The following is a 15,839-nucleotide window of genomic DNA, read 5'->3' on the forward strand; positions in this document are numbered from 1 at the left end:
TGGTCTCGATACGCCTGCTCGCTGCGCTCGCGGGCTACTCGACCGGCGGGGGATGCCGTTGGTCGAGTGGTGCCGGCGCGCAGCTAGGAGTTCCGTTGGTCGAGTAGTGCCGGCGCGCAGCGACGACACGTATCGAGACCACCTCGGAGTGCCAGGTGATGGTCTCGATACGCCTGCTCGCTGCGCTCGCGGGCTACTCGACCAGCGGGGATGCCGTTGGTCGAGTAGTGCCGGCGCGCAGCGACGACACGTATCGAGACCACCTTCACGGGTGGGCGGATGGTCTCGATACGCCTGCTCGCTGCGCTCGCGGGCTACTCGACCAGCGGGGGGAGGGCGGCGGGGCCGGGGCGTCAGCCGACGCGGATGAGCTTCTTGTTCACGAACTCGTCGGCGCCGAGGCGACCCATCTCACGACCGGTGCCGGAACGCTTGACGCCGCCGAAGGGAAGCTCGACCCCGTCGGCGAGGACGACGTTGACGAACACCATGCCGGCCTCGATGCGATCGGCGACCCGTGCGGCCTGGTCGGCATCCGTCGTGTAGACGTAGGAGCCCAAGCCGAAGGGGGTGTCGTTGGCCAGTTCGACCGCGGCCTCCTCGGACTCCACCCTGTAGACGGATGCCACGGGGCCGAAGAACTCCTCGTGGTAGGCGTCGGCGTCGCGGGAGATGTCGGTGAGCACCACGGGTGCGAAGTAGTTGCCGCTGCGCTGGCCCGTGGCGTGCACCGTGACGCCCTGGGCTGCGGCGCGGTCGAGCTGGTCCTGCAGGCGGTCTGCCGCAGCAGCGGAGGAGAGCGGGCCGAGCTTGCTCTCCTCCGAGGTCGGGTCGCTCGGCTGGGTGGCAGCGAAGCTCGCCGTGAGCTTGGCGACGAAGTCCTCGTAGAGGTCGTCGATCACGATGAAGCGCTTGGCCGCGTTGCACGACTGGCCGGTGTTGTCGAGGCGCGCGGCGGCCGCGTCCTCCACGACCTTGTCGAGGTCGTCGGTGCTGAGAAGCACGAACGGGTCGGATCCACCGAGCTCGAGCACGACCTTCTTGAGGTTGCGGCCGGCGATCTCGGCGACGGCGGCACCGGCGCGCTCCGATCCGGTGAGAGAGACTCCCTGCACACGGCGGTCGGCGATGACGGTCTCGATCTGCTCGTTCGTCGCGTAGATGTTGACGTAGGCGCCCTCGGGGAAGCCAGCGTCGGAGAAGATCTTCTCGATGGCCGCAGCCGACTCGGGGCACTGCGGGGCGTGCTTGAGCAGGATGGTGTTGCCGATGATCAGGTTGGGGCCGGCGAAGCGGGCGACCTGGTAGTACGGGAAGTTCCACGGCATGATGCCGAGCAGCACGCCCAGCGAGCTGCGACGGATGACGGCGCTGCCCTCTCCGGCCAGCAGCTTGACGGGTTCGTCGGCCAGCACGTCGGGGGAGATGTCGGCGTAGTAGGCGTAGATGTCAGCGGCGAAGTCGACCTCGCCGAGGGCCTGCTCGATGGGCTTGCCCATCTCGCGCACGATGATCTTGGCGAGTTCCTCGCGACGTTCGGTGTGCAGTTCGCTCACGCGGCGGATGAGCGTTGCGCGCTCGGCGGGACTCGTGGAGCGCGCCCATCCGGAGTGTGCGGCATCCGCCGAGGCGATGGCGGCCTTCAGCGCCTCATCGGTGATCGTGGGGTAACTCTGGACGGTCTCCCCGGTTGCCGGATCGATCACTGCGTAGTCGGTCATGCCAGTCCCTTCGTGACGAGAACGTGCTGGATGCGGATCCGCGGTGGCGCCGCGTCACTGCCTGCACGAGGATCAGCCTAAATCACTGGCCGCCAGAAAACATCCGGTTTGCAATGATTCAGAGCAGGCGATCGATCGCGAGCGGAGTCCCGGCGCAGACGAACCGTTCGGCGACGCTGCTGACGAGAGCTCCCGGCTGGGCGACGGCGTCGGTCGAGATGATGACCCTCCCATCGGCGTTCACCAGGGCGAGCGGCTCGTCGATGAGCAGCAGCAGGGGCAGGAGTTCACGCTCCAGGCGGCGCACCGCGATGTCGGCGCCGACGACGCCCAGCATCCGTTCTCCGAGCGTCACCGGCATGGTCAGCGTGAGGATGTAGTCGCAGGTGCAGAGGTGATCGACATAGGGACCCGTGACATGGGTCGCCTGCGTCTCGGCCGGCGTCGCGTACCACTCGAGGGCGCGCACGTCCCGCAGGTACTCGGCATGGGATCGGGTGGTGAGGTCGAGGCGGGTGGGCTCCGTCGTGCTGCCGAAGAGGGGCCCGGCGTCGAGGGGGCCGAGCCACCAGGCGAAGCGCACGGCGCGCCCGGCGACGACGCCGGGGGCGGCGATGAAGCCGGCTCCGACGAGGAGAGGGTTGTCCCGAACGAGTTCCGGAAGCACCCGCGACGAGACGAGATCGTCGACGGATGCCGACGACGACGGCACGGCGGCATCCGCGAGCAGGTGCACGACCTCCTCGCGCCAGCCGGCGAGTTGCTCGAAGACACCGGAGAACAGCTCGCTGACGGCGGCGGCGCACTGCTCAGGCGACGTCGTCGGCAGGGTGGCGGTCACGGCGCACCTCCTCGCGGTGCAGGCGGGTCTTCGCGGCGAGCAGCCCTTCGGCGAGCGTCTGGACCATGGCCGAGACCAGCTCGCGCGCCACCGCCGGAGCGTGGGCGCTCACGGCGGCCGCGATGGCCGTGCTGGTGCTGAGCACCGACACGCGGGTCTCGTCGTCATCGAGCGCGAGGAGCAGGAGAGGTCCGAACTCGGCCTGCACCCGGATCTGCTCACGAACCAGGCGCGCCGACTGGCTGAGCACGGCCAGTTCGAGGAACAGCCCGCCGATGTCGAAACGCGCAGCGGCCGCCGTGGCGACGTCGATGCCCGCGACCTGGGCGGCCAGGCGCTCACCCTCGGCATCCGTCGCCCGCACGGCAGCACGCTCGGCGCAGCCGGCCAGGATGGTCGCGAAGTAGACCGCCATGTCGGAGAGCTCGACCTGCGTGAGGGCGTGCAGCCTGGCGTCGAGCAGCCCGCCGTGCAGGGCGTCGCCGGTGACGAAGCTCCCGCCCTCGCGGCCGCGGCGCGTCTCGACCAGTCCGGCGTCGCGCAGGATGCCGAGACCCTCCCTCACGGTGATGAGGGCGACACCGAACCGCCGGGAGAGGTCGGGCTCGCTGGGCAGGCGCTCGCCCGGAGCGAGCACACCGAGGATGATGGCGTCGGTCAGCCGCTGGGCCACCTGTTCGGAGCGGCCGGTGTCGGCCAGCTGCGCGAAGATCGCCTCGCGAGCGGCTGATCCGACCCGCGGAGCCTGCGACTGCGCCCTCCCCTGTGAATCGCCCATGGCCATCACCCTAACCGAATGGAGGGCTGGCCCTCCCAAAATCATTCGGTCTAGGATGAATTGAAATCGGGTACATGCGAAGGCGGATGGATGACCAGCGACGACGGGGAACGGCGAGGGCCGCTCTCCGGCGTGCGCGTCGCGGACTTCTCCCGGGTGCTCGCCGGTCCATACGCCACGATGATGCTCGCCGACTTCGGTGCCGACGTCGTGAAGATCGAGTCTCCGGCCGGTGATGACACCCGCTCGTGGGCTCCCCCCGTCGACGCCTCCGGCGCCTCCACCTACTTCGCCGGCGTCAATCGCAACAAGCGCTCGGTGGTGCTGGATCTGGCGACGGATGCCGGCCTCGCCGAAGCTCGACGGCTGGCGTTCTCCGCCGACGTGGTCGTCGAGAACTTCAGGCCAGGGGTGATGGAACGCTTCGGTCTCGACTTCGAGGCCGTGAGGTCGGCGAACCCGAGCGTCGTCTACTGCTCGATCACCGGCTTCGGCGCCGGTGACGGGGCCGCGCTGCCCGGCTACGACCTCCTCGTTCAGGCCGTCGGGGGGCTCATGAGCGTCACCGGGGCGCGGGACGGCGAGCCGACGAAGGCCGGCGTCGCCCTGGTGGACGTGCTCACCGGGATGAACGCGCTGTCTGGCATCCTCTTGGCTCTGCGTTCGCGGGATGCCGCCCACGGACGTGCCGGCTCCGGCTCGCTCCCGCCCGCGGGGTCACTCCCGCCCGCGGGGTCGCTCCCGGCCTCGGGGTCGCTCGTGCAGGTCGACCTCCTCTCCAGCCTCCTCTCCGGCCTCGTCAACCAGGCATCGAGCACCTTGGCCACGGGCATCCCGCCCCAGAGGATGGGGAACGCGCATCCGAGCATCGCCCCCTACGAGTCCTTCCGTGCAGCCGACCGCGATCTCGTGATCGCCGTCGGCAACGACAGGCAGTTCCGGGCGTTGGCCGGCGTGTTGGAATCGCTCTCCGGCAGCGCTGCTTCCGGTGATCCGATCGGCGACGATCCGCGGTTCGCCACGAACCCTCTGAGGGTCGCCCACCGCGATGAACTGCGCTCCATCATGGAGCTGCACCTGCGCACGGCTCCGGCCGCCGACTGGGTCGCCCAGCTGAGCGCGGTCGGTGTGCCGGGCGGACTCGTCAACGACATCGGCGAGGCCATCGACTTCGCCGAGGCGCTCGGGCTCTCGCCGGTCGTCGAGATCGATCGCAGTCGCTCCATCGCCAATCCCATCCATCTCGCCGGCGACCCGGCCGGCTACGCTTCGGGGCCGCCGCGGCTCGGCGAGCACGACGGCGCCGACTGGCTCGACGCGGCGGACGCCAACGCGTCGGCCGCGGCATCCGTCACCGAACCGCCTCTCGAATCCAGCACCGAAGGAAGAGCATGACCACCGACTCCACCCTCATCGTCGACACAGTGTTCGATCTCGACGCCCTGCTCACCGATGAGGAGCGCGGCTGGCAGCAGAAGGCGCGGGCCTTCGCCACGGAGCGGATCCTGCCGGTCATCGAGGACGACTTCGAGAACAAGCACTTCCGCCGTGAGCTGGTCGCCGAACTGGGAGCTGCCGGGTTCCTCGGCATGCACCTCCAGGGTTACGGATGCGCCGGGGCCGGCGCCGTCGCCTATGGGCTGGTGTGCCTCGAACTCGAGTCAGCCGACAGCGGGTGGCGCACCTTCGTGTCGGTGCAGGGGTCCCTGGCCATGTCGGCGATCTACAAGCACGGCAGCGAGGAGCAGAAGCAGCACTGGCTTCCGCGGATGGCGACGGGGGAGGCCATCGGATGCTTCGGACTCACCGAACCGAGTGGCGGCAGCGATCCGGCAGCCATGACCACGACGGCACGCCGCGAGGGCGACGAGTGGGTGCTCGACGGCGCCAAGCGCTGGATCGGCCTGGCCAGCATCGCCGACGTCGCCGTGATCTGGGCGAAGGCGACCGACAGCGACGGCTCGACGGCGGTGCGGGGCTTCGTCGTCCCGACGGACACCGCAGGCTTCACGGCGACGCCCATCGACGGCAAGCTGTCGATGCGCGCCTCGATCCAGTGCGACGTGAGCCTCGACGGCGTGCGTCTTCCGGCCGACGCGATGTTGCCCGGTGCCCGCGGCCTGTCCGGCCCGTTCTCCTGCCTGAACGAGGCGCGCTACGGCATCGTGTGGGGAGCGATGGGCGCCGCCCGCAGCTGCCTCGAGGCCGCACTCGGCCGTGCACGCACCCGTGAGGTGTTCGGCGAGCCGATCGGCGCCAGACAGCTCGTGCAGGGCAAGCTGGCAGACATGTTCGTCGAATACGAGAAGGGGGTCCTGCTGGCTCTGCACCTGGGCAGACTCAAGGAACGCGGTGCGCTCACACCGGCGCAGATCAGCGTCGGCAAGCTCAACAGCGTGCGGGAGGCGTTGCACATCGCACACGAGGCGCGCTCGATCCTCGCCGGCGACGGCATCACCAGCGCCTTCCCGGTGATGAGGCACATGGCCAACCTCGAGTCCGTGCGCACCTACGAGGGCACTGACGAGATCCACCAGCTGGTGCTCGGCCGCGAACTCACCGGCATCGCCGCCTTCTCATCGGCTGCCGTCGCATGAGCGCCGTGATCCACACCGACACCACGGGTGACGAACTCGCCGCAATCGTGGCTGCTGCCGCGGCATCCGAGTTCTCGCTCACCGATCGCGCCAACCGGGCTCTCTGGCTGCACGCGCTCGCCGATGCTCTCGACGCCGACCGGGCCGAGCTGCTGGCCATCGCCCGCATCGAGACGCACCTGGCCGAAGGGCGTCTCGACGGCGAGATCACCCGAACCGTCAACCAGCTGCGTTTCTTCGCCGGCGTCGCCATCGAGGGCAGCTACCTGGAGGCGACCATCGACTCGGCCGACGCCTCGCTGCTGCCCCCGCGCCCGTCCCTGCGACGCATGCTCCGGCCTCTTGGCGTCGTCGCCGTGTTCGCTGCGTCGAACTTCCCGTTCGCCTTCTCGGTGCTCGGCAATGACATGGCGTCCGCCTTCGCCGCGGGCTGCCCGGTGATCGTCAAGGCCCATCCGGGGCATCCGGAGTTGTCACGACGTGTCGCCGGTCTGGCCGAGCGGGTGCTCGCCGACTCCGGTGCGCCGGCCGGATGCTTCGCGCTGGTGGAGGGCATCGACGCGGGGGTCGCTCTGGTGCAGCATCCGCTGGTCTCGGCCGTCGGATTCACCGGATCGACGCGCGTCGGCCGGGCGCTGTTCGACCTCGCGTGTGCGCGCCCGGCCCCGATCCCGTTCTACGGCGAACTCGGCTCCATCAACCCCGTGGTCGTGACGCCGACAGCCGCGTCGACCCCCGACGGAGTCGCCGCCATCGCCTCGGGGCTCGCAGCATCGTTCACCCGCGACGGCGGCCAGTACTGCACGAAGCCCGGTCTCGTGTTCGTTCCCGTGGAGACGGGCTTCGAGTCCGTACTGGCCGCCGCCCTCGCGGGCGTTCCGAGCCATCGCCTGCTGACCGACGGCATGGAGTCGGCTTTCGCCCGTGGCTCGGAGGCGCTGCTCGAGCGCGACGACGTCGAGGTGGTCTTCGACGGTGGATCGGGGGCTGATGCCGCGTCGCCGCTGGTCGTCGCCGTGACGCTCGACGCCTTCGTGGCCGACCCCGAGGTCTTCCTCGAGGAGCACTTCGGGCCGCTGACGGTTCTCGTGCGGTATCCGGATGCCGACCCTGCTGCGCTCGGGGCGGCGCTCGCCGCGCTCGACGGATCGCTCACGGCGAGCATCCACCATGCTCCGGACGAGGATGTTCCCGCCCTGGCCGCCGCGCTCTCCCGGATTGCCGGTCGCGTGATCTTCAACGGGTGGCCGACTGGGGTTGCGATCGCGTGGGCCCAGCAGCACGGCGGTCCATGGCCGGCGACGACGGCCTCGCTGCACTCGTCGGTCGGAGCCTCGGCCATCCGGCGCTTCCTCCAGCCGATCGCGTACCAGGATGCACCGGCATCGGTCTTGCCGGCAGAACTCGCCGACGGCAATCCGCTGGGCATCCCCCGCCGCGAGGACGGGGTGCTCGTGGTGCCGGTGCCGACCGACGACGCTCCCGCTCGCTGAGGCCCGCCGCGCAGCGCGCGGTCGAAGCGTGCAGCACGGTGCGCTTCGACCGCGGACTTCGTCCGGGCCTCAGCGAGCGGGTGACGCAGTATTCGTCGGGGCCTCAGCGAGCGGGTGACGCGTAGCGGTCGGCCACGTCGAGCGCCTCGTCGAGGATCGCGAGTCCGCGCACCAGCTCCTCCTCGGAGATGATCAGCGGAGGAGCGACGTGCACGCGGTTGAAGTGCGTGAACGGCCAGAGGCCGGCCGCCTTGCACGCAGCGGCGAGCTCGGCCATCGGGGCGGCATCCGGGCCCGAGGCGTTGAAGGGGACGAGGGGCTCGTGCGTCTGCGCGTCGCGCACCAGCTCGATCGCCCAGAAGAGGCCGACGCCGCGCACCTCTCCGACCGACGGATGCCGCTCGGCCATCGCGCGCAGTGCCGGCTCGACGATGCGCGATCCGAGGTCGCGCACCCGCTCCAGGATCGCGTCGCGCTCGAACACCTCGAAGGTGGCGACCCCGGCGGCGCACGCCAGCGGGTGGCCGGAGTAGGTGAGCCCTCCCGCGAAGGCGACGTCGTCGAAATGCGCGGCGATGCGGTCGGAGATGACCACTCCGCCGAGCGGAACGTAGCCCGAGTTCACGCCCTTGGCGAAGGTGATGAGGTCGGGGGTGACGCCGAAGTGATTCACGGCGAACCACTCGCCGATGCGGCCGAAGCCCACCATGACCTCGTCGGCGATGTAGACGATGCCGTACTTGTCGCACAGGGCGCGCACGCCGGGCAGGTAGCCGGCCGGCGGAACGAGAACACCGTTGGTGCCCACGATCGTCTCGATGATGATCGCGGCGACGGTGTTCGCGCCCTCGAGCACGATGAGGTTCTCGAGGTGCTCCAGAGCCCGCTCCGTCTCCTGCGCCTCGGTCGTGGCGTGGAATGCCGACCTGTAGGCGTAGGGTCCGAAGAAGTGCGCCACCGACCCGTCACCCTGCTGGTTCGCCCACCGGCGCGGGTCGCCGGTGAGAGAGATGGCGCTCGCCGTTCCGCCGTGGTAGCTGCGGTACATCGAGAGCACGGTGCGGCGACCCGTGACGGCGCGCGCCATGCGCACGGCGTACTCGTTGGCGTCGGCACCGCCGTTCGTGAAGAACACCTTGTTCAGGTCTCCCGGAGCCACCTCGGCGATGCGCCGGGCGAGCTCCCCGCGCACGTCGTTCGCCAGGATCGGCTGGATCGTGGAGAGCCGGCCGGCCTGCTGCTGGATGGCGGCGACGAGATCCGGATGCTGGTGGCCGAGGTTGAGGTTCACCAGCTGGGAGGAGAAGTCGAGGTAGGCGTTGCCCTGGTAGTCCCAGAAGGTCGAACCGTCACCGGCCGCGATGGGCAGGGGGTCGATCTTCGCCTGCGCACTCCAGGAGTGGAAGACGTGGCCGCGATCGTCGGCGCGCACCTGCGCCTCGGCTGCGGCATCCGGCAACTGGTGGGAGGTGCCGTTGCGGTCGGTGTAGGTGGGAGCGGCGGTCATGGTCTTTCCTTCTGCTTCGGTGATCGAGTGGCGAAGTCGAGGTGGTCTCGATACGCCTGCTCACTGCGCTCGCGGGCTACTCGACCAGCGGGGGAGGGGCGGCGGGTCTCAGTGGTTGCTCGGGAAGCCGAGGTCGACCTGCGACTCCGACGGGTCGGGCCACCGCGTGGTCACGACCTTGCTGCGGGTGTAGAAGTGCACCGACTCGGGGCCGTAGATGTGCGAGTCTCCGAACAGCGAGTCCTTCCAGCCGCCGAACGAGTACGCGCCGACGGGCACGGGGATCGGCACGTTGACCCCGACCATCCCGACCTCGACCTCGAACTCGAACTGGCGGGCCGTTCCGCCGTCGCGGGTGAAGATCGCGACGCCGTTGCCGAATCGGTTGGCGTTGATCAGGGCGACCGCGGCCTCGTAGGAATCGACGCGGACCACCGAGAGCACCGGGCCGAAGATCTCGTCGGTGTACGCCTTCATCCGGGTGGTCACGTGGTCGAGCAGGCTCACGCCCACGAAGAAGCCGTCGGAGTCGAACTGCTGCAGGGTCCCGTCGACGACCACGGATGCTCCCTCAGCGGCGGCGCCGGTGACGTAGGAGGCGACCTTGTCGCGGTGCTCGCGGGTGATGAGCGGCCCCATCTCGCTGGCGCCGTCTGTTCCGTCGCCGATGACGAGGGACCCCATGCGGGAACGCACGGCCTCGACGAGGTCGTCGGCGACGTCTCCGACGGCGACCAGCACCGAGACGGCCATGCAGCGCTCTCCGGCCGAGCCGTAGGCGGCCGAGATGGCGGCGTCGGCTGCGGCGTCGACGTCGGCATCCGGCATCACGACCATGTGGTTCTTGGCGCCGCCCAGGGCCTGCACGCGCTTGCCGTTGTCGCTGGCGCGGCGGTAGATCGACTGGGCGATGGGGGTGGACCCGACGAAGGAGACAGCGGCGACATCGGGGCTGTCGAGAATGGTGTCGACCGCGACCTTGTCGCCGTTGACGACGTTCAGCACTCCGTCGGGAAGGCCGGCCTCCTGGAACAGCCTGGCCAGGAACAGGGAGGCGGACGGGTCCTTCTCGCTCGGCTTGAGCACGACGGTGTTCCCGCAGGCGATGGCGCTCGCGACCATCCACAGCGGCACCATGACGGGGAAGTTGAACGGGGTGATGGCACCGACGACCCCGACGGGCTGCTTGACGGAGTGCACGTCGACGCCGGTCGCCACCTGCTCGCTGCGCTCGCCCTTCAGGAGGTGGACGAGGCCGGAGGCGAACTCCACGTTCTCGAGGCCGCGGGAGATCTCGCCGGCGGCGTCGGAGAGCACCTTGCCGTGCTCACTCGTCACGATGGCGGCGAGCTCGGGTGTGCGCTCACGGAGGAGGTGACGCAGGCGGAAGAACACGTCGGCGCGCTTGATCAGGCTGGTGGCACGCCAGCCGGGAAGGGCGGCCTTGGCCGCAGCGATCGCCTGCTCGACGTCGGCGACGGAGGCGTAGACCACGTCATGCTGCCTGGCGCCCGTGGCCGGGTTGAAGACCGGACCCGTGCGCTCGGGTTCGCCGGTCTCGACGCCGTTGATGAAGTGCTGGACGAGCGCCATGGCGATCTCGCTTTCTGGATCCGTCGAACGGTCTGCCCGACTCCGGCCTATGCTGGATTTCCTTATGATCACAGAGCTCCGAGGATGATATCCATGCCAGAACGTCGTGGTTCGTCGACGGATGCTACAGATCGTCCGGGTGGTTTCGGAGCCTCGCTTCCCACAGTGCTCGACATCATCAGGCTGCCAGTGCTGCAGGCCGGTGATCCCGAGATCGTCGCCGGTGCCCGGGCACTCGACCGGGCCGTCCGCTGGGTCCACGTGAGTGACAACCTCGATGCCGCCGACCTCCTCGACGGCGGTGAACTGCTTCTCTCGACGGGAGCCGGCTGGTCGGACGACTCGGCCGGACTGACGGCCTTCGTCGAGCGCCTCGCCAGGGTCAGCATCGCCGGCCTGGTGCTCGAACTCGGCGGTCGGCTGGATGCCGTGCCGCAGGCCCTGGCCGAGGCCTGCGACGAGGCCGGTCTTCCTCTGATCGTGCTGCGCCGCATCGTGAAGTTCGTCGCGGTGACCGAGGCCGTGCACAGCCGGATCATCCTCGAGCAGGCCGATGCGCTGCGCGAGAGGGACCGCCTGCACGAACTGTTCATCGGCCTGAGCCTGCGCGGCAGCACGGCCGAGTACATCGTCGAACAGCTCGCCAGGGTGCTGCGCGCGCCAGTCGTCCTCGAAGACCTCAATCACCGGGTCGTCGCGGCCGAGATGCTCGACGCCGGCGACGAGGCCCTCGCCGACTGGGAGTCGACCTCGCGCTCGCTGCGACGCGACACGACAGGTCAGCAGTCGACGCTCGAGCCTCAGGCGACGGATGCCCGAGGCTGGGACACCGTCGTCGTCGAGGCCCGCGGCATCCGATGGGGATCCCTCATCGCCCTGCCCGGGGAGCCGCATACGGCCGGGAGATCTCAGGTCATGGAGCAGGCGGCCGTCGCGCTCGCCATCGGCCGGCTCGCGGAGGGCGATGCCGACGAGTGGACCAGGCTCGGAAACGAGCAGTTGCTCGCCGACCTGCTGGGCGCCGGCTACACCTCGGATGCCGGCATCGCGGCGCGCTTCGAGGCGGCCGGGCTGCCGGTGCGCGGGCGCGCCCTGGTCGGAATCGCCGTGAGCGACGGCGGGTCGAGAGTCGATGGGCGCGGAACCGGCATGCGCGGCGCCGCTCCCGACGCGGTGGATGCGGTGGATGCGGCCGCGGCGGCCCGACTGCTCGGCGGCCCTGTCATCGCAGCTCAGCGCGCTGATTCCCAGGTGCTGGCTCTGTCAGTTCCGCGTGGGGCTCGGCTGACCGATGCCGTCTTCGACGAGTTCGCGCGACGCGTGTCGCCCGCTGGCACGGGCACGGTCGTCGCTGTTGGAGCCGTGGCGCGCGATCTCAGCGGCCTCATCGCCTCGATCGAGGAGGCGCAGGAACTGCTGCGCTCGCCGCGGGAGGAGCGCGGACGCGGCGTGACGGTGCTGCGCGCGGAGAACCGTCCGCTGCTGCGACTGGTCGCGGCCTTCGCGGGCGATCCCCGGCTGCAGGCGCACAGCGAGCAGATGCTGCGACCGCTCATCGAGCATGACCTCGAGGTGGACGGCGACCTGCTCGCGGTGCTGCTGGCCTATGTGTCGCATCCGGGCAACCGCACCAAGGCAGCACTCGCCAGCCACCTGTCGCGCTCGGTCTTCTACCAGCGCATCGCGCTCATCGAGGACCTGCTCGACGTCGACCTCGACGACGGTGAGACCGTGAGCGCCCTGCATGCGGCGCTCCTGGCGCGGCGGTGAGACCGGCTCGCTGATCGAGTAGTGTCCGACGAAGTCGGACACGTATCGAGATCGCACCTCGGCGCGCAATTCGTAGCACCCGCGGACGAGTGATCTCGATACGGCTGCTCGCTGCGCTCGCGGCCTACTCGATCGGCGACGGGGCGAGGTACACCTTGCGGATGCGCTCGCCAACGCGCCAGATCGTGCGCTGGCCGGCCCGCAGCCGGCCGATGTCACCGACGGCATAGGCCACCCGTTGCCCGGACTCGAACTCCACCTCGGCCGACCCGGCGATGACCACGAACACCTCGTCGGTCTCGACGTCGCTCATCGCCCCCGCCGTCATCTCCCACACGCCGATGTCGACACCTGTGGCCGCGACAGCCCCCACGGGCGCCAGCTCGATGTAACCAGTCTGCGGGGTTCCCTCGACGACCTGCTCGCCCGGCACGGGTTCCAGGGGGATCTCCAGCGCGAGCGCCGCCGTCCTGAGTGTGTGATCGATCATGGCTATCCGGCCGCCAAGGTCTTCGCGATGTCCTCGGCGCTCTGGTCGCCCCGGCGAAGCACATAGGCGACGACGCCGAGCGCCAGGAGGGTGAGCAGGAACATCACCGTCGACACCGCGGCGATCTCGGGCCGGAGCCCGACCCGCAGCGACGCGAAGATGTACACGGGCCACGGCGTCGATCCCGGCACCTGCACGAAGCTCGACACGATGGTGTTGTCGAGGCTCAGGGTGAACGACATGAGGGCGCCTGCCCAGATCGCCGGGCTCGCGACGGGCAGCGTGATCTGGGTGAAGCGGCGCCACGGCGTCGCGTAGAGGTCGGCCGCTGCCTCCTCGAGGGAGGCGTCGAGCCCCGCCATCCGAGCCCGGATGATGAAGGTCACCACGGCCACCGACAACACGGCGTGGGCCACCACCAGACGCACGAGGCCGTTGTTGAACAGGCCGATGCCGGCATCGGTTCCGAGGCTCACGAACCAGGGGAGCATCGAGACGGCGTCGACGATCTCCGGGGTGAACAGGGTGATGGCGAGGATCGCCGTGGCCACGACCACCGTGAGCGAACTCGCACGCGAGCGCGCCAGGGCGATGCCGCCGAGCGTGCCGAGCACGGTGGAGAGCAGTGCGGCCCCGGCCGCCGCCGAGATGGAGGTGATGACCGAACCGACGATCACGGGATTGGCGAGGGCTGAGGTGTAGGCGGTGAAGCCGAATCCCTGCCAGGAGGCCAGCAGGCGCCCGGTGTTGAACGAGTAGACGAACATCACGATGATCGGCAGGAACAGGAACGCGAACACCACGACGCCCCAGATGGCCAGCCCGACACGCACGGGGTCGACGCGTCGACGTCGCCGGGGAACGGATGCCGCACTGCGCACCCTCGTCGGATCGCTCGCGGCCACAGCCGCCGTCGCCGTGTTCGCGCTCATGACGCACCTCCCGGAAGCTCGGCCTGCAGATCGACGCGCCGTGCTCGACGCACGAGCGCCCTGACGATGAGGGCCGCCCCGCCGAAGACCGCGACGGCACCGGCGATGAAGAGCATCAGCAGCACGGCCATGGCCGACCCGAGTGCCCAGTTCTGCGCCGTGTTGAACTGGCTGGCCACGAGCTGGCCGATCATGTTGCCCTGTGCTCCGCCCAGCACGGATGCCGTGATGTAGTCGCCCATCAACGGGATGAACACGAGCAGGCATCCGGATGCGATCCCCGGAGCCGCGAGCGGAAGGGTCACGTTCCACAGCGTCCTCCAGCGGTTCGCGCCCAGGTCGGCGCTGGCCTCCCTGAGGGCTGGGCCCGCGCGGTCGATGGCGACGTAGAGCGGCAGGATCATGAGCGGCAGGTAGTTGTAGACCACGCCGAGCTGCACCGCACCGGCGGTGTAGAGCACGTCGAGCCTGCCGTCGATGATGCCCAGGTTCGCCAGGGCGTCGGAGACGAAGCCGCGCGGAGACAGGATGATCTGCCAGCCGAGGGTGCGCACCAGGAAGTTCGTCCAGAACGGCACCAGCACGAGGGCGAGCGCCAGGGGCCGCCATTTCGGGTCGAGCTTCACGGCCAGCCAGTAGGCGAACGGAACCGAGATGACCAGGCAGATCAGGGTGCCCACGACGCCGATCCGCAGGGTGTTCCAGAACGTGCCGATGAAGGTGGCGTCGAGGGCCTCGACGTAGCGGTCGAAGCTCAGCACGTCGTTCGCGTGCGCGTTGAACAGGTCGGGCTTGTAGCCGAAGGAGTACCAGAGCACGAGGCCGAGCGGCACCACGAAGAAGAACACCACGTAGGCCCAGGTGGGGAAGCCCAGCGCCTCGTACCCGGAGATGCGACGCCGGACGCGGCGGGTTCCGGTCCGGGGTGCGGGAGGAGCGGCATCCGTCGTCATCACGAACCTGCCTTCGCCATCATGCGGTTGAGGGTCTTGACGAGCGCTCCGGCTGCGTCGTTGAGCTGGGCGGGCGTCAGGCGCTCGATCACGTCGGCGGACGGGAAGACGAGCTCGGGGAAGTCGAACTCGTTCTCCTTCGCGAGCTCGTCGATGCCCGTCACTCCCGTGCTGTAGCCGATGTAGTCGACCTCACGGTAGGAGACCTCCGGTTCGAGCACGTAGTCGATGAAGGCGTAGGCGGCGTCCATGTTCTGCGCGCCCTTCGCGATGGCCCAGGTGTCCATCCAGAGATTGGCTGTCGGCGTCGGATAGACGAACCGCCAGTTGTCTGGATCGTCGCTGGCCAGCAGCCCCTGCCTGGCGTCGCCGTTGAACGCTTGCATGAGGGTGAAGGTCTCCTCGGGGATGCCGCTCGTGACGGCCGTGGAGTTGAACGCCTTGACGTGCGGCGCGAGCGTGTTCACGAGGTAGTCCTCGGCGGCCGCCAGGTCGGACTTCTCGGTGGTGTTCGGATCGATGCCGTTGGCGGCGAAGTAGATGCTCGCGACCTCCCATGGGTCTTCGAGCAGCGACACGTCGCCGCTGGCCGCGCCGGTGGCGGCCTCGAGGAAGTCGGCCCACGAGGTGAGTTCACCGGGGATCGCGCGGGTGTCGTAGGCGAAGCCCGTGGTTCCCCAGTCCTTGCAGACGGAGTAGACGTTGCCCGGGTCCCAGCTCTGGTCGAGGTAGAGCGGATCGACGTTGCCGAGGTTCTTCAGTCTGCTGTGGTCGAGCTTCTCGAGCAGGCCGTTCTCCGACATGATCGGGATGTAGCTGCCCGTCGGGACGATCACGTCGTAGCCGCTTGTTCCACGCGTCGCACCGAGCTTGGCGATGAGTTCCTCGTTCGAGCCGTAGCTGTCGAACTGCACGCTCGTTCCCGTCTTCTGGAAGGCGGCGACGTTCGCGGGGTCGTCGTAGTCGCCCCAGCTGTAGACGTTGAGGTGGTTCTCCATCACCCCGTCGGGCAGCTTCGAGGGGGCGAAGCCCGTGCTCTTCGAACAGGCGGCGAGCACGCTGGTCGCGCCCACCACGAGAAAGCCGGAGAGCAGGGCTCGTCGGCTGAGCTGGGCGGATGCCGCCCGCGGAACGAGGGCGCGGATGTGCGAGCGATCCGCCATC

General features: G+C 69.3%; 13 protein-coding genes. 4 read left to right on the forward strand and 9 right to left on the reverse strand.

The window, feature by feature from the left end:
* Nucleotides 1-353: 353 nt before the first annotated feature.
* The 3 genes from ASC59_RS14930 to ASC59_RS14940 form a co-directional block, all read right to left on the reverse strand.
* On the reverse strand, nucleotides 354-1,721 hold the full coding sequence (locus ASC59_RS14930) for an NAD-dependent succinate-semialdehyde dehydrogenase (protein WP_055824583.1): 1,368 nt from the start codon (nucleotides 1,719-1,721) through the stop codon (nucleotides 354-356).
* A 118-nt stretch (nucleotides 1,722-1,839) separates the two neighbouring features.
* Nucleotides 1,840-2,562 carry a cache domain-containing protein gene (locus tag ASC59_RS14935; protein WP_055824584.1) on the reverse strand — a complete coding sequence of 241 codons (723 nt, stop codon included), beginning with the start codon at nucleotides 2,560-2,562 and terminating at the stop codon, nucleotides 1,840-1,842.
* Nucleotides 2,531-3,340, reverse strand: coding sequence for a FadR/GntR family transcriptional regulator (locus ASC59_RS14940; protein ID WP_055825705.1), 810 nt, complete (start codon nucleotides 3,338-3,340; stop codon nucleotides 2,531-2,533). Before ASC59_RS14940 ends, ASC59_RS14935 begins: the two co-directional genes overlap by 32 nt.
* Before the next feature lie 90 nt (nucleotides 3,341-3,430).
* Between ASC59_RS14940 and ASC59_RS14945 the strand changes: the two genes are divergently transcribed.
* The 3 genes from ASC59_RS14945 to ASC59_RS14955 are packed head-to-tail and all read left to right on the forward strand — an operon-like array spanning nucleotide 3,431 to nucleotide 7,430.
* The gene (locus ASC59_RS14945; RefSeq protein ID WP_082513720.1) at nucleotides 3,431-4,735 is read left to right on the forward strand and encodes a CaiB/BaiF CoA transferase family protein; all 1,305 of its coding nucleotides are present in this window, start codon (nucleotides 3,431-3,433) and stop codon (nucleotides 4,733-4,735) included.
* On the forward strand, nucleotides 4,732-5,937 hold the full coding sequence (locus ASC59_RS14950) for an acyl-CoA dehydrogenase family protein (protein ID WP_055824586.1): 1,206 nt from the start codon (nucleotides 4,732-4,734) through the stop codon (nucleotides 5,935-5,937). Before ASC59_RS14945 ends, ASC59_RS14950 begins: the two co-directional genes overlap by 4 nt.
* Complete coding sequence (locus tag ASC59_RS14955; protein ID WP_055824588.1) at nucleotides 5,934-7,430, forward strand: aldehyde dehydrogenase (NADP(+)); 1,497 nt, start codon at nucleotides 5,934-5,936, stop codon at nucleotides 7,428-7,430. The genes ASC59_RS14950 and ASC59_RS14955 overlap by 4 nt, the downstream gene beginning before the upstream one ends.
* A gap of 103 nt (nucleotides 7,431-7,533) precedes the next feature.
* Here the strand turns inward: ASC59_RS14955 and ASC59_RS14960 are convergent, their stop codons facing one another.
* Together ASC59_RS14960 and ASC59_RS14965 are read right to left on the reverse strand one after the other, a co-directional pair.
* Nucleotides 7,534-8,937, reverse strand: a complete 1,404-nt coding sequence (locus ASC59_RS14960; RefSeq protein WP_055824590.1) for an aspartate aminotransferase family protein — start codon at nucleotides 8,935-8,937, stop codon at nucleotides 7,534-7,536.
* A gap of 108 nt (nucleotides 8,938-9,045) precedes the next feature.
* Nucleotides 9,046-10,530 carry a CoA-acylating methylmalonate-semialdehyde dehydrogenase gene (locus tag ASC59_RS14965; RefSeq protein WP_055824592.1) on the reverse strand — a complete coding sequence of 495 codons (1,485 nt, stop codon included), beginning with the start codon at nucleotides 10,528-10,530 and terminating at the stop codon, nucleotides 9,046-9,048.
* 93 nt (nucleotides 10,531-10,623) lie between these two features.
* Between ASC59_RS14965 and ASC59_RS14970 the strand changes: the two genes are divergently transcribed.
* Entirely contained in the window at nucleotides 10,624-12,300 is a 1,677-nt protein-coding gene (locus ASC59_RS14970) for a PucR family transcriptional regulator (RefSeq protein WP_082513721.1), read from the forward strand.
* A gap of 124 nt (nucleotides 12,301-12,424) precedes the next feature.
* Here ASC59_RS14970 and ASC59_RS14975 read toward each other — a convergent pair whose 3' ends face one another.
* From ASC59_RS14975 to ASC59_RS14990, 4 genes are read right to left on the reverse strand one after another with little or no spacing between them, the layout of a single operon-like run.
* Nucleotides 12,425-12,790, reverse strand: a complete 366-nt coding sequence (locus ASC59_RS14975; RefSeq protein ID WP_055824596.1) for a cupin domain-containing protein — start codon at nucleotides 12,788-12,790, stop codon at nucleotides 12,425-12,427.
* A 2-nt stretch (nucleotides 12,791-12,792) separates the two neighbouring features.
* A complete protein-coding gene (locus ASC59_RS14980; protein WP_082513722.1) occupies nucleotides 12,793-13,722 on the reverse strand; it encodes an ABC transporter permease in 930 nt (309 codons plus the stop codon).
* The gene (locus ASC59_RS14985; RefSeq protein ID WP_055824598.1) at nucleotides 13,719-14,675 is read right to left on the reverse strand and encodes an ABC transporter permease; all 957 of its coding nucleotides are present in this window, start codon (nucleotides 14,673-14,675) and stop codon (nucleotides 13,719-13,721) included. Before ASC59_RS14985 ends, ASC59_RS14980 begins: the two co-directional genes overlap by 4 nt.
* Nucleotides 14,675-15,838 (reverse strand): polyamine ABC transporter substrate-binding protein, encoded by a 1,164-nt coding sequence (locus tag ASC59_RS14990; RefSeq protein WP_055824600.1) that lies wholly within the window; start codon nucleotides 15,836-15,838, stop codon nucleotides 14,675-14,677. Before ASC59_RS14990 ends, ASC59_RS14985 begins: the two co-directional genes overlap by 1 nt.
* Nucleotide 15,839: the final 1 nt, after the last annotated feature.

This window comes from Leifsonia sp. Root1293 (assembly GCF_001425325.1).
GTDB lineage: Bacteria > Actinomycetota > Actinomycetes > Actinomycetales > Microbacteriaceae > Orlajensenia.